We start from the raw sequence: 13,363 nt of genomic DNA, 5'->3' as shown, positions 1-13,363 counted from the left end.
GGCCAGCGGAGCCGCGGGCCCGCACCGCGAGGGCGCGGGTCGGGCGCCCGGGAGGCGTCAGCAGCCGGTGCTGCTGGTGATGGTGGTGTTGCCGTAGTAGGCGATGCGCACACCGTTGAGCACGGCCCGGACCACGGTGCCGTTGACCCGCTGCTCGTAGTGCAGGTGCGGGCCGGTCGAGCCGCCGGTGCTGCCGACCCGGCCGATCACGGTGCCGGTGCCGACGCTGTCGCCGACCGAGACCGACTGGGAGCTCAGGTGCGCGTAGAGGGTGGTGATGCCGCTGCCGTGGCTGACCACGATGTACTTGCCGTAGCTGGTGCTGCCGCGGTCGGCGACCGTGGTCACGGTGCCCGACGCGCTGGAGCGGACGTTCTGCCCCTGGGCGTTGCCGCGTTGGAAGTCCACGGCCAGCTGGGGGTTGTGGTTGCTGCGGGTGTTGGCGTTCCAGACCTGGCCGCAGTCGAACGGGGTGCGCAGGTTGACGGCGGTGACGGCCAGGTCGTCGGCCGCGGCGCCGACCGGGGCGAGCACGGTCAGGAGCGCTCCGGCGGCCACGGCGGCGCCGAGCCTCTTGAGGGTCGTCAGGAAGCGGGGGGTCTTCACGGGGGGTCCTTTCCTTGCACAGCGGGGGCTGCGAGATGCCAGAGGAACAGATACCCCGTAGGGAAGTTTCGATTCGTGTCCCCGTACGGAAAGAAACCGCTGCGGTCGCTCCCGCCCCCGCCGGGGCGCTCCCCGCCGCCGTGGCCGGGGGCGACCCCCCGCCGGGCGGCGCGGGCCGACGGGCCGGGGGGACGCGGGGCCCCGGCCCCGCGGCGGGGCCGGGGGCGTCAGGCCAGGGCGTCCGAGAGGCGCGGGACCAGGGTCCGGACCGCGTAGGGGATGGACAGGACCGAGTTGTAGGTGACCGCCCCCCTCTGGTCGAGCGACGTCGTGACGACCGCGTCGTCGCGCACCACGTCGAGCGAGTCGAAGGCGGTGGAGCCCTCGGTGATGTCGAAGGACTCGTCGTCGCCGAAGACCAGCAGCAGGTCCCCGTCGAGCATGTCCACCCGTTCCGGGGAGAGCTCGACGAAGAAGCTCTCACCCGTGTCCTGCTCCGTCACGGGCTCCGGGAGGCCGAAGCCGAGGGAGGCGAGGAACTGCCCGCGCGCGTCCCCGGGCAGGTAGGCGCCGTACTTGCCGTCGAAGGGCAGGACCGCGGCGCCGACGCGTCCCTCGAACTCCGGGTGCGCGGCGCGCGTCTCGGCCAGGAGCTCGTCGGTGGCCTCGTTGAGGGCGGCACCCTCCTCGGGCCGGCCGAGCGCGGTGGCGATGAGCTCCGTGGCCTCGTCCCGGGGCACGGTGTAGGCGGCGACGCCGGCCGGGCGGGCGACGACGGGGGCGATCTGCGACAGGTCCTCGTAGACGGCCCGGTCGAACCCCGCGGAGACGCCGACGATGAGGTCGGGGGCGAGGTTCGCGACCTGCTCGATGTTGGGCTCGGAGTCGGACGCGATGTGCGTCAGCTCGGCGTCCCCGACCAGGTCGTCGGTCCAGGGCCCGAGGCCGGTCTCGAAGAAGGAGAAGCCCGTGTTGCCCACCGGGACGGCGCCGAGGGCGAGGACGGCGTCGGCGTCGGTGACCCCGAGGGTGACGATCCGCTCGGGCGCCTCCTCGACGGTCGTGGAGCCGAACTCGTGGTCGACCGTCACGGGGAAGGCCCCCGTGTCGGACGCGGGAGCGGCTTCGGGCTCGGGGGAGCCGTCGCCGGCCCCGCAGGCGGAGAGGAGGACGAGGGAGAGCGAGGCGCACACGAGGGCGCGCGGCGCGGGACCGGGGGACATGGGACTCCGTTCGGTTCGGGTTAGGCGAGCCTATCCTCAAGAGTCCCGGTGTGCGGGGGGCGGTGCGCGGATCCTCCCCGGCCGCCCGGGGGGTCCGCGCACGGCCGCTCATCCCAGGTAGTCCTCCGGGCCCCCCTCGCGCACCGTGTCGAGGGTGACGCAGTGGAACCCGCCGCCCAGGACCCGGGAGTGCCGGAGGCGGAGCGGGACCACCGTGATGCCGCGTCCCTCCAGGAGGCGGACGAGCTCGGTCTGGTCGCCGTCCACGATCGCCGTCCCCTCGTCCACCATCAGGAGGTTCATGCCGACCCAGGGGGTGCTGAGCGTGTGCGGGACCGCGGTCGGGCCGCCCGTCATGGGCGGACACCACAGCACGTCCCACCCCTTCAGGGGCTCGGGCACGGTGTCCGGGCCGATGCGCTCGGGGTTGAGCAGCACCAGGCCGGGACGCAGCAGGCAGACGGTGCTGTCGATGTGGGTGCCCTCGTAGACGCCGCGCAGCGGGTGCACCCGCACGTCGCCGAGCAGCCCCAGGGTCGATTCCAGCCAGCGCAGCCCGAGTTCGTTGCCGCTGCGGGAGACCTGGTAGAAGACGTCGCGGCCGAGCCTGAGGCAGTTCGCCGCCTCGAACGCGGGCTCCGCCTCGCCCAGCACGGGGAAGCCGTCCTCGTCGGTCCCGAACAGGGAGTCGTCGAGCCGGGGCCGCGGGGCGCAGATCCAGTGGGCGCCCCGCAGGAGGTAGTCCTGGAACAGGGGGCGCCAGCCGAAGGCCTCGAAGTAGCGGGCCCGCATGGGGCTGGGGCTCTCGATGAGGGCGGACCCCACGACGAGGGTGAGGTCCCGCGGGCAGTAGGAGCTGCGGCCGGTCGTCCGCCAGCCCGGCCCTCCGTACTCCACGCCGTGGTCGACCGCGGGCGGCTGGTGGACGGTGACACCGAGGCCGCGCAGCGTGTCGGCCAGGACGGCGAGGTCCTCGTTCGACTCCTCGATGACGTGCCGGGGGAAGAGCCCCGCGCCGATGCCGCGCAGCTCGGCGGGGGTCAGCTCCGGGTAGCAGTTGAGCCAGGCCGACGGGTCCGACAGCGGGGGGACCCGGGAATGGGTCGCGTCGCCGACGACCACCTCCCTCAGCCTGGTGAACTCGTCCCACGAGTGGACGGCCGGCAGGGCGGGCCTCGGCCCGCCGGCCGGCGGGGGAGGCGGTGCCGGACGCTCCGTCGGCGCGTCCGCGGTTCCAGTGCTCATGTGTTCCTTCCGGGGGCGGGGCTCTCGTCCGCGGGGCCCGGCCGCCGGGGCCGGTACCGCGAGGGCGTCGGTTCCGCGGTCCTCAGGCCGTCGGGTCGCTCAACAGGTTCGCGACGCGCTCCTCCAGGGCGCGCGCGGCGTCCAGGTTCTCGGCGACGGCGCAGTAGGTCACCCGGCCCGTGACCGGCGTGTAGTCGGCGGTGACGACCACCCCCAGTCCCGAGTGCGGGTCGTAGCCGAGCCCGGACCCGGCGAGCCGGCTGAGCGCCTCCGCGAAGGAGGGGACCGCCCACCGGCCCCCGCGCTCCAGGAACACGCGGTCGTCGCGGCGGTCGCGGCCGACGACCCTGTCGATCAGGTTGACGTGCAGGTGGGAGGAGGCCGTGAGCCTGCCGTTGACCTCGGTGAAGACGAGATCGCCCCCGGGGGTCCGGATGGCGTCGGCGCACAGCGTCCCCCGGTACCCCATCAGCCGGAAGGGCTCGCACGCGCGCCGGCCGGTCTCGACCAGTTCCGCGACCTCCTCGGGTCCGACCGACTGGGGCGGGATCACCTCGCCGGTGGCCACGGGCTCCATCAGGATCTCCCCGGCCCCGCGGAGCACGCAGCCGTCGTCGTCGGCGACGAACTCCGCGTACACCGTCGTGGAGTCGGGGAAGTAGCGCTCGATGATCAGGCTGTGCCCCTTGTGTCCCGTGAGCCACTCCCACCGGTCGCTGACGTAGCGCCGGACGGCGTCCCGGTCCGCCAGGACGACGACGCTGCCCGCGCCCGCCGCACGGACCCCCTCGGCACGGCTGAGGATCTCGTTCCCCAGGCCCCCGCCGGCGAACTGCTGCTTGACCATCACGGCGGCCCCGTCGGCCAGCAGGGACTCGATCGTGCCCTCCGCGTGGTCGGGCCTGTCGGTGATCACGCCGGGAGCGATGGGGATCCCGTTCCCCGCGGCCACGGCGCGGAAGACCGCCTTGCTGTTGACGAGCGCGTCCCCGCCCTGGGCGCTGAAGGCGTGCCCCGGCAGGGCGTCCTCGACGCCGACCGCCGACGCCATGGCCGTCACGGCGAGGTCGCTGTAGGTGCAGGTGATCCGGTCGACCGGCCGGTCCGCCAGGGCCTTGCCCAGGTCCCGGAGGAAGACCGGGTCGACCAGCCGGTCGGCGGTGAGGATGTCGGGCCCGAAGCGGCCGGGAGGGGGGATGACGAACCGCAGGGTCGAGGCGCGGGTGCCGGTCAGCCCGGTCACGTAGTCCATGAAGTCCGTGCTCGGCGGCGAGGGCAGGACCAGGACGTCCCCGTTCTCGGCGTACCACAGCATGCGCTGCGCGCCGAGGCCGAAGGCCCGCCTCTTCTCCACGGGAATCCTGCCGATGTCGCCGACCATTTCCTCGGGGACGTTGACAATGATCATTGCGGTCATGGAATTCTCCTCTTCCGGGGGGCGTTTCCGGGCCGGGAAAGGGCGGGCCCGGCGGAAAGCGCGATCGGACGTCCGGGTCAGGGACGCATATCCTGTCCCGCCTCTTCGGGGGAACGCTTTACGGAACGCCGCGGAACCAACCGGAAAAGCAGGGCGGCCGCGCCGAGGGCGGTCAGGCACACCGCGGAGGCGAGCAGTGTGCCCTGCGCGCCGACCGCGAGGACGATCGGGGCCCCCGCCATGGCTCCGAGGGGGACGGCGACCCCGGTGACCGCGCCGCGCGCAGCCAGGACCTGCGGAAGCGCGGCCGCGGGCGCGGAGTTCTGGAAGAGCGCCGTCGTGGTCGAGGGGAACGGTCCCCAGAAGAGCCCGCACACGCCGAAGGAGATCCAGGAGACGGCCACGGGCAGGCCGAGGCCCAGCGGGACCAGCGCGAGGCCGAAGCCCAGGACGATGCAGATCGTGGTCGGCATCAGCGGCAGGTCGCGCAGGTAGCCGGTGAGCAGCGCTCCCGTGACGGCGCCGATGCCGAAGGCCGTGTAGAAGCCCGCGAGGGTGGCCGCCGAGGCCTGGAGGTCCTCCACCACGTACAGGGGGATCGCCACGCTCGACGGGCCGAAGAAGAGGAAGAAGCCGAACGAGAGCGCCAGCAGGCCGAGGAGGCCGGGGTCGCGGCCGATGGCCCTGAAGCCCTCCGAGCGCGACGCGCCCGCCCTGACCCCGTCCTGCCCGGAGCCCCGGGGGATCGCGAACCGGTAGGTCGCGGCGAGGACGGCGAAGGAGAGCGCGACGAGGGCCAGGACGTACTCGGGCCCTCCCCTGTCGATGACGATCGCGGCGAGGAGCGGCCCGACGACCGTGGACAGCTCCAGCATCACGTTGACGACGGAGTTCCCGGCGAGGTGGTCCTTCTTGTCCAGGAGCTCGGAGAGCATCGTGTAGCGGCCGGCCTTGCCCCACGCGCTCAGCACCGAGGACAGGCCGAGCAGGGCGACGTAGAGCAGGATGTCCAGCGAGCCCAGCACGTGGACCAGCGGGATCAGCGCCAGCGCTCCGGCGCGGAGGAGGGCGTCCCAGCCGGCCAGCTGGGCGCCGCTGCGACCGTTCAGCAGACCGCCGAGGAGGAAGGCGCCCACCGCTCCGGGCAGGGTGTACGCCGCGACGGCGGCGGCCACCCAGGCGGCGCGGTGGTCGGCCGGGGCCAGCTCCATGGCGAGCCAGCTCACGGCGAGGGAGCTCATCCCGCCGCCGAGCGCGGACACGCCGATGCCGGGGAGGACGCGCCGCAGGAGCGGATGGGTGAGCACGGGCCAGTAGGGGGAGCCCTTGACCGCGCGCGCCACGAGGGACTTCACGGGTGTCCTCCGATTCCTCTTCGAGCCGCGCGTTCCTCGGGCGCTCCACCGCGCTCTTCGCGCCGAAAGGGGCCGGGCGGCGGAGATGGAATGCCGCCCGGCCCGGGCAGTCGCTCATTCCGCGTATTCGCGGAGGAAGAAGGCGTGTCCTAGTAGGGCATCTTCATGGTGTCGTCCTCCCTGGGATTCCCGGAAGTCGCGCCGGTGGTGCGACGTGAAGAATATAAGTCCCCCCGCACCCCCTGACAAGGGTCCTTTTTTTCCAGGTGGCCCGGTGGGTGGCGAATGATCATTTTTCCTGCCAATTGCGACGCCGAAGGGCCAGGTCGCGGGCCGGTGCGGTGACAAGCGCCGCCGGGCCGTCCCGAAAAGGCGTTGTCGGCCCGTCGGCGGACCGGGCATGGTGAACCGGTCGCGGGGGCGCCGTCCGAGGGCGCCCCACCACCACGGAGGAACAGCATGTCCACCCTGCGGGTCACCGCCGAGCGCCTCACGATCCACCCGCACCCCGACGCCGACGCGCTGGAGCTGGCCCAGGTCGGCCTGTTCCGGGCGGTCGTCGCGAAGGGGGCGTACCGGACCGGGGACTGGGCGGTGTACATCCCCGAGAACGCCCTGCTGCCCGACGACCTCATCGGTGAACTGGGGCTCACGGGCAGGCTCGCGGGTTCCGGGCGCAACAGGGTGAAGGCCGTCCGCCTGCGGGGGGAGCTGTCGCAGGGCATCGTCTGCCGGCCCGGACGGCTGGCCGGCGTGGACCTGGCCTCGGCGCACGGCGAGGGGACGGACTTCGCGGCGGACCTGGGCATCACCAAGTGGGTGCCGGAGGTGCCCCTGCACATGAGCGGGGAGCTCGTGGCCGCGCCCGACCTGATGCGGTGGATCGAGGTGGAGAACGCCAAGCGCTACCCCGACGCCTTCGAGCCGGGGGAGCGGGTCGTGGCGACGGAGAAGATCCACGGCACCGCGTGCCTCTTCACCCTGGTCGCGGGGACGGGGGAGGAGTTCGTCTCCTCCAAGGGCCACGGGTCGCGCAACTTCGCGTTGGCGCCCGCCGACGACAACCTGTACTGGAGGGCGGTGGCCGCCCACGGGGTCCCGGAGGCGGCGCGCGAGGTGGCCGACCGGTTCGGCGCGGCCAGGGTGGGCGTGTTCGGAGAGGTCTTCGGGGCGGGGGTCCAGGACCTCGTCTACGGCGAGTCCGGCCGCGGCGCGCGCCCCGGTTACGCGGTGTTCGACATCGCGCTCGACATCGGCGGCGCCCGCACCTGGATCGACGCGGTCGACCTGCCCGGGGTCCTGGACGCGGTGGGCCTGCCCGCCGTGCCCGTGCTCCACGACGGCCCCTACGACGAGGCCGCGCTCACGGCGGTCGCGCAGGGGGCGGAGACCTGGAGCGGCTCGGGGCTGCACATGCGGGAGGGGGTCGTCGTCCGTCCGGCGCGCGAACGCGCGTCCGGGGTCCTGGGAGGGAGGGCGATCGCGAAGTTCGTGTCCGAGGCCTACCTCACGCGCAAGGGCGGCACGGAGTACGAGTAGCCGGGCGGGGGCTCCCGCGGCCCTGTTCCGTGCGTCCGGGCGCGGTCGCGGAGCCGGAGGACGCGCCGGACCACGCCGCCGCGCGGGGCGCGTGGAGCGCCGTCGGCCCGGGGTGGGCCGTCCTGCCCGGGCGGCCCCCGCGTCCGCCCCCGGGGAGGTCAGGCGGAGGCCGTCGGGGCCGGCGCCTCCTCCGCGCCGGGGGCGGGCTCCGCGTCCCCGACCGCCTCCCCCCGGGGCGTCACGACCTCCAGGTCGACCCCCAGGTCCCGGATCGCGCGCACGGACGCCTCGGAGAGCCGGTCGTCGGTGATCACCGACGCGAAGCTCGTGAGCGCGGCGACCTTGAAGGTGCCGAACGCGCCGTACTTGTCCGCGCCCGCCACGAGCACCGACGACGAGGCCGCGGCCATGGCCGCGCGCTTGACCGCCACCTTCGCCCGCGACGGTGTGGTCGACCCCCTGCCGAGGTCCCAGGAGCTCGTCGATACGAAGGCGACGTCGATGTTGAACTCGGCGATGGTGGCCGCCGCGATGTCACCGACGGAGGAGCGGTTCTCGCGGTCGACCTGCCCTCCGATGAGGAAGAGCGTCACGTCGGGGTGGTCGGTGAGGGAGGCCGCGGTGGTGATGTCGTTCGTGATGACGGTGAGGCCGGTGACGCTCCACAGCGACGGCACGAGGTGCCCCAGGGTCGTGCCCGCGTCCAGGTAGACGGTCTGCCCCTCGCTCACGAGGGAGGCCGCGGCACGGGCCATCGCCCGCTTCTCGTCCACGTCCACGCGCGACTTGTCGCGGTAGGACGGCTCCGAGCGCACCTGGGAGGCCAGCTCGACGCCGCCGGGCACGGAGCGTACCCGCCCCTCCTCCTCCAGCGTCGTGATGTCGCGGCGCACCGTCATGTGCGAGACGTCGAGGATGTCGCACAGCTCCTTCACGCTCAGCACTCCCGTGCCTCGCAGCTCTCGCAGGAGCATGTCACGCCGTTGCGCCGGAATCATCGTCCTCCTTCGGGGGGTCACCCAGAGGAACCATGGTACCGATAGTTACCAGATGATCCCAAGCGTGAAAATTGTTGACTCATATGTTCCGTAAGTGTTAAACATGGCGGGTCGCCGCCGCGGCTTCGTCGTATACGCGCCGCTCAGAGGCGGAAGAAGGAGAAACCATGCAAGGCACCGACGCCACCGCCACACCGCCACCCGTGCGCTACGCCCTCACCGGGGCGCGGGGCGGCTTCGCCCGGACACTGCTCGCCCAGACGCTGCGGATGGACCGCCTGCGCCCCTCGGTCCTGTGCGACCTGGACGCCGAGGGAACGGTCGCGCTGTGCGCCGAGCTCGGTTACGCGCCCGAGGACCTCAAGGTGTGCACCGGCCCCGACGAGGTGTCCGCGCTGACCGGCGGGCAGATCGCCGTCGTCGCCGACGCGGCCCTCCTCGCGGGGGCCGGCTACGACGTGCTCGTCGAGGCCACCGGCAGCCCCGAGGCGGGTGCGGCGGCCGCGCGGACCGCCATCGGGACCGGCCGCCACGTGGTCATGGTCTCCAAGGAGGTCGACTCGGTGGCCGGGGTCGCCCTCGCCGACGAGGCCCGGGCGAAGGGCGTCGTGTACACGCCGGGGATCGGGGACCAGCCCGCGAACCTCATCGAGTGGTACGAGCGCGCACGCGTCCTCGGGCTCGACGTCGTCGCGATCGGCAAGTCCGGCGAGTACGACCTGGTGTTCGACCCCTCGACGGGGCGCGTCCGCCAGCTCGACCAGGAGGTCGACGCCCCGGAGCTGGCCGGCCTGCTGACCCTGGGGGAGGACGTGCCCGCCACGCTCGCCGCCCGCGCCCGGGCCGTCGGGGCGCTCAAGCGCTCGGCCGCCGCCGACTACTGCGAGATGGGCGTCGTCGCCAACCACACCGGCCTCGTCCCGGACGTGGAGGCACTGCACTACCCGGTCGCCCGCGTCGCCGAGCTCGCCGACGTCTACTCCCTCGCCGAGGACGGGGGCATCCTCTCCCGGTCCGGCGCCGTGGACGTCTTCAGCGTGCTCCGCCTCCCGGAGGAGGCCTCCTTCGCCGGAGGGGTGTTCGTGGTCGTCCGCACCGGGGACCCCGTCTCCTGGGACCTGCTCGCCCAGAAGGGGCACGTGGTCTCCCGCTCGGGACGCTACGCCTGCCTCTACCTGCCCTACCACCTCATGGGCGTCGAGACGCCCCTGAGCCTGCTCGACGCGGTCGACCGCCGACGCGCGGTGACCTCGCGCCCTCCCGCCCCGCACGCGGTCCTCGCGGGCCGGGCCGGGGAGGACCTCCCCCGGGGGACCCGCCTCGACATGGGCGGGCACCACCACGACGTCCGGGGCGTGGCCCCCGTCCTGCTGGACGCCGCGAGCGCCCCCGACGACGTGGCCCCGCTGTACCTGGCCGCCCACGCCACTCTGGCCCGGGACGTCGCCGCCGGGGAGCTGGTACGCCTCGGCGACCTGGCCGACCCCGCCGAATCCCTCCTGGACGCCTGGCGTCACACACGCACCCACCTGTGACCGTTAGGACCCAGTGACATGTCGGACATCTATACCCTGCTGGCGTTCCTCGCCGCCATCGTCGTCCTCGTGCTGTTCATCGCGCGGTTCAAGGTCCACCCCGTGGCCACGCTGTTCATCGTGGTCGTGGCGCTGGGGCTCGTCCTGGGCATGGGCGGCACCGGGACCGTCGAGCTCATCACGACCGGCTTCGGGAACACCCTCGCCAGCGTCGGCCTGCTGATCATCTTCGGCTGCGTCCTCGGCAAGATGCTCGAACTGAGCGGCGCCGCCCTGAAGATCACCGAATCCGCGCTCAGCCTGTTCTCCAGGAACAAGGTGCCCTGGGCGATCGCGCTCGCCTCGACCGTCCTCGGCATCCCCCTCATCGCCGACACCGCCGTCGTCATGCTCATCCCCATCGTCTCCGCCCTCGCCTACCGCACGGGCATCTCGATGATGAAGCTCGGCCCGATCCTGTACATCGGCGCCTACGTCATGACCTCGGTGGTCCCTCCGGGCCCCGGACCGCTCGCCTCCGCGGCCCTGCTCGAGGTCGGCATGGGCGACGCCATCCTCTACGGACTGATGGTGGGCGTCCCCGGCGTGGTCGCCGCGACGATCTACCTGTCGCGGATCAAGACGCACGTGCCGCCGAAGCCGGAGTTCGTCGAGCACCTGGTCGGCGGCCCCGACGCGCCCGCGTCCGCCGGCGCCGGCTCCGGGAACGCGGACGGGGCCGCCGAGGAGGCCGCGCCGCACACGGTCGGCCTGTTCGGCTCCCTGGTGCCCATCCTGGCGCCCATCGTCCTCATCGTCTTCGCCTCCCTGGCCGGCCCCGCGCTCCCCGAGGGGGCGTGGTTCACCGACACCGTGCTCTTCGCCGGCGAGCCGACGATGGCGCTGTTCCTCGCCTGCCTGCTGGCCCTGCCGCTGTTCCGCGGGCGCTGGCGCGACAAGTCCACCCTGAACGACCTGTTCGAGGCCGGGCTGAGGATCGCCGCCATGCCCCTGGCACTGACCGGCGTCGGCGGCGCCCTCGCCACCATCATCCGGGAGACGGGCGTCGCGGAGAACATCGCGACGAGCATCGAGAGCACCGGGATGTCCCCGGTCATCATCCCGTTCCTCATCGCCGCCGCGGTGTGCACCATCACCGGTTCCAACATCCTCGGCGTCATGACCTCGGCGGCCATCATGCAGCCCCTGCTGCCCGCGCTCGGACTCGAACCGATCGTGGTGTACCTGGCCTGCGCGACCGGGGCCCAGCTCATGAAGCACGCGAACTCCTCGGGCTTCTGGGTGACCACGACGCTGTCCAACATGACGGTGGGCCAGGGGATCCGCTCGATCGGGGTGGCCTCGGTCATCTCCGGCCTCACCGGGTTCGCCGTCCTCAACATCATGATCGCGACCGGCGTCGTCTAGACCGCTCGCACCCCACGCGCGGCCGGTCCCCGCGCCCACGGCCCGCGGGCCGCGGGCCCGGGACCGGCCCCGCCCATCCGACCCGACCACAGGAGAACCCATGGCGACCCTCGGCGCGATCGCCGACGACCTCACCGGAGCGACCGACGTCGCTATCGCCCTCACGTCCGCCGGATACCGGACCGCCGTCGTGCTGGGCTCCGACGCCCCCGACGGCGACGGGGCCGCGGACGGGGCCGACGCCGTCGTCGTCGCCCTGAAGTCGCGCACCATGCCCGCCGGCGAGGCGGTCGCCGCCTCGCTGGACGCCCTCGCGAGGCTGCGGCGGGCGGGCTGCGAGCGCTTCTACCTCAAGTACTGCTCGACCTTCGACTCCACGCCGGCGGGCAACATCGGCCCGGTGGCCGAGGCCGTCCTCGAAGCCCTCGGCGAGACCGTCACCGTGGTCGCGCCGGCCTTCCCCGCCAACGGGCGCACCGTCTACCGCGGCCACCTGTTCGTGGGGGACGAGCCCCTCGACGAGTCCCCGATGCGCCACCACCCCCTCACGCCCATGACCGACTCGAACCTCCTGCGCCTGCTCGCACCCCAGGTCAGCGGTGGCGAGGACGACGTCGCCCTGGTGCCGTGGCCGACCGTCGCCCGGGGCGACGAGGCGGTGCGCGAGGCCATCGCGCGCGCGGGCCGCGCCGGGGCCCGGTTCGTGGTCGTCGACGCGCTCACCGACGCGGACCTCGCCACCCTCGCCCGGGCGACGGAGGACCTGCGCCTGCTGACCGGCGGCAGCGCCCTCGCCCAGGGGCTCAGGGGTCCCCGGACGCTCGCGCGCACGCCGGTCGCCCTGCCCGGGGGGCCGCGCGTCGTGCTCTCCGGCAGCGCCTCGCGGGCCACCCAGGGCCAGGTCCGCCACGCGCTCGCGGTCGGCGGGGGGCGGCAGCTGCGCCCCGCCGACCTGCGGGAGGACTTCGAGGCGGCCGTGTCCGCCGCGGTGTCCGCCGCGCTGGAGGCCGCGGACGCCCCCTTCGTCGTGTACGCGACCGCCTCCCCCGAGGACGTCGTGGACACCGCGGACGCCCCGCTCATCGAGGAGGCGCTGGCCGAGACCGCCGAGCGCCTGGTGGCCGCGGGGACGCGGGCGCTCCTCGTGGCGGGCGGCGAGACCAGCGGAGCCGTCGTGCAGCGCCTCGGCGTGGGCGCGCTCGCGCTCGGCCCCGAGATCGACCCCGGCGTCGCGTGGATGCGCGGGCGCCGGGACGGCGAGGACATCCACCTCATGCTCAAGTCCGGGAACTTCGGCCGCGAGGACCTCTTCGTCCGCGCCTGGGAGGGGGGCCTGTGAACCGCACACCACGCGAGGCCGCGCGGGAGCTGTGCCGGGCGGGACGCCGCGCCGTCGACCTCGGGCTGAGCCCCGGCGCGTCGGGCAACGTGTCCGTGCGCGCCGGGGACCACACCCTGATGAGCCCCACCGGGGTGTCCCTCCGGGACCTGGACCCCGACGGCCTGTCCGTCCTGGGCCCGGAGGGGGAGCACGTCTCCGGCCCGCCGCCCTCCAAGGAGTACCCGCTCCACCTGGCGATGTACCGGCGGGTCGAGGGCGCCGGGTCCGTCGTCCACCTGCACTCGCCCCACGCGACCGCGGCCTCGTGCCTGCCCGCCTGGTCGGCCTCGTCGGCGCTGCCGCCCGTCACGCCCTACCTGGTGATGCGTGTCGGCCAGGCGCCCCTGGTGCCGTACGCGGCTCCGGGCAGCGAGCGGCTCGCCCGCAACCTCGCCGACCTGCCCGGGTCCTTCCGCGCCGCCCTCCTCGCCAACCACGGTTCGCTCATGGCGGCGGCCGACCCGGCGGCCGCCCTGGACGGGGCCGTGGAACTGGAGGAGGCCTCGCGCATCGTCGTCTCGCTGCGGGGAGGCGGGTTCTCCGTGCTCTCGGCGGAGGACGTGCGCGAGCTGACGGAGCGCTACGGGACCGCGTGGGACCTGTGACCCGTCCTCCGCGGGGGTGAGGGCACGGCCCGGGCCGGGGCCGACCGCACGG

Annotated in this window: 11 protein-coding genes; 5 read left to right on the top strand and 6 right to left on the bottom strand. The window is 73.7% G+C overall.

Features of this window, described 5'->3' with window-relative positions; genetic code table 11:
* Window positions 1-57 precede the first annotated feature (57 nt).
* The 5 genes from ACWGL3_RS25460 to ACWGL3_RS25440 all read right to left on the bottom strand — a co-directional run bounded on the left by ACWGL3_RS25460 (window position 58) and on the right by ACWGL3_RS25440 (window position 5,846).
* On the bottom strand, window positions 58-606 hold the full coding sequence (locus tag ACWGL3_RS25460) for a M23 family metallopeptidase (RefSeq protein WP_267948511.1): 549 nt from the start codon (window positions 604-606) through the stop codon (window positions 58-60).
* A 227-nt stretch (window positions 607-833) separates the two neighbouring features.
* On the bottom strand, window positions 834-1,829 hold the full coding sequence (locus tag ACWGL3_RS25455) for an ABC transporter substrate-binding protein (RefSeq protein WP_267948512.1): 996 nt from the start codon (window positions 1,827-1,829) through the stop codon (window positions 834-836).
* A gap of 108 nt (window positions 1,830-1,937) precedes the next feature.
* Entirely contained in the window at window positions 1,938-3,074 is a 1,137-nt protein-coding gene (locus ACWGL3_RS25450; RefSeq protein ID WP_267948513.1) for a glycine amidinotransferase, read from the bottom strand.
* A gap of 82 nt (window positions 3,075-3,156) precedes the next feature.
* Window positions 3,157-4,491 (bottom strand): preATP grasp domain-containing protein, encoded by a 1,335-nt coding sequence (locus ACWGL3_RS25445; protein ID WP_452461872.1) that lies wholly within the window; start codon window positions 4,489-4,491, stop codon window positions 3,157-3,159.
* Between the two features lie 77 nt (window positions 4,492-4,568).
* Entirely contained in the window at window positions 4,569-5,846 is a 1,278-nt protein-coding gene (locus tag ACWGL3_RS25440; RefSeq protein WP_267948515.1) for an MFS transporter, read from the bottom strand.
* 459 nt (window positions 5,847-6,305) lie between these two features.
* Here ACWGL3_RS25440 and ACWGL3_RS25435 point away from each other — a divergent pair, with 459 nt between their 5' ends.
* Window positions 6,306-7,385 (top strand): RNA ligase (ATP), encoded by a 1,080-nt coding sequence (locus tag ACWGL3_RS25435; RefSeq protein ID WP_452461871.1) that lies wholly within the window; start codon window positions 6,306-6,308, stop codon window positions 7,383-7,385.
* Between the two features lie 158 nt (window positions 7,386-7,543).
* Here the strand turns inward: ACWGL3_RS25435 and ACWGL3_RS25430 are convergent, their stop codons facing one another.
* The gene (locus tag ACWGL3_RS25430) at window positions 7,544-8,383 is read right to left on the bottom strand and encodes a DeoR/GlpR family DNA-binding transcription regulator (RefSeq protein WP_267948517.1); all 840 of its coding nucleotides are present in this window, start codon (window positions 8,381-8,383) and stop codon (window positions 7,544-7,546) included.
* A 167-nt stretch (window positions 8,384-8,550) separates the two neighbouring features.
* On the opposite strand from ACWGL3_RS25430, the gene ACWGL3_RS25425 reads away from it, so the two are divergent.
* From ACWGL3_RS25425 to ACWGL3_RS25410, 4 genes are all read left to right on the top strand, one after another.
* Window positions 8,551-9,918, top strand: coding sequence for a homoserine dehydrogenase (locus ACWGL3_RS25425; protein WP_267948518.1), 1,368 nt, complete (start codon window positions 8,551-8,553; stop codon window positions 9,916-9,918).
* An 18-nt stretch (window positions 9,919-9,936) separates the two neighbouring features.
* Window positions 9,937-11,325: a GntP family permease gene (locus tag ACWGL3_RS25420; RefSeq protein ID WP_267948519.1), complete on the top strand. Its 1,389-nt coding sequence runs from the start codon at window positions 9,937-9,939 to the stop codon at window positions 11,323-11,325.
* A gap of 100 nt (window positions 11,326-11,425) precedes the next feature.
* On the top strand, window positions 11,426-12,664 hold the full coding sequence (gene otnK / locus ACWGL3_RS25415) for a 3-oxo-tetronate kinase (RefSeq protein ID WP_452461870.1): 1,239 nt from the start codon (window positions 11,426-11,428) through the stop codon (window positions 12,662-12,664).
* The gene (locus tag ACWGL3_RS25410; RefSeq protein WP_267948521.1) at window positions 12,661-13,311 is read left to right on the top strand and encodes a class II aldolase/adducin family protein; all 651 of its coding nucleotides are present in this window, start codon (window positions 12,661-12,663) and stop codon (window positions 13,309-13,311) included. The genes otnK and ACWGL3_RS25410 overlap by 4 nt, the downstream gene beginning before the upstream one ends.
* Window positions 13,312-13,363: the final 52 nt, after the last annotated feature.

This window comes from Nocardiopsis sp. NPDC055824 (assembly GCF_053616335.1).
This window is presented reverse-complemented; position numbering and strand designations above follow the sequence as displayed.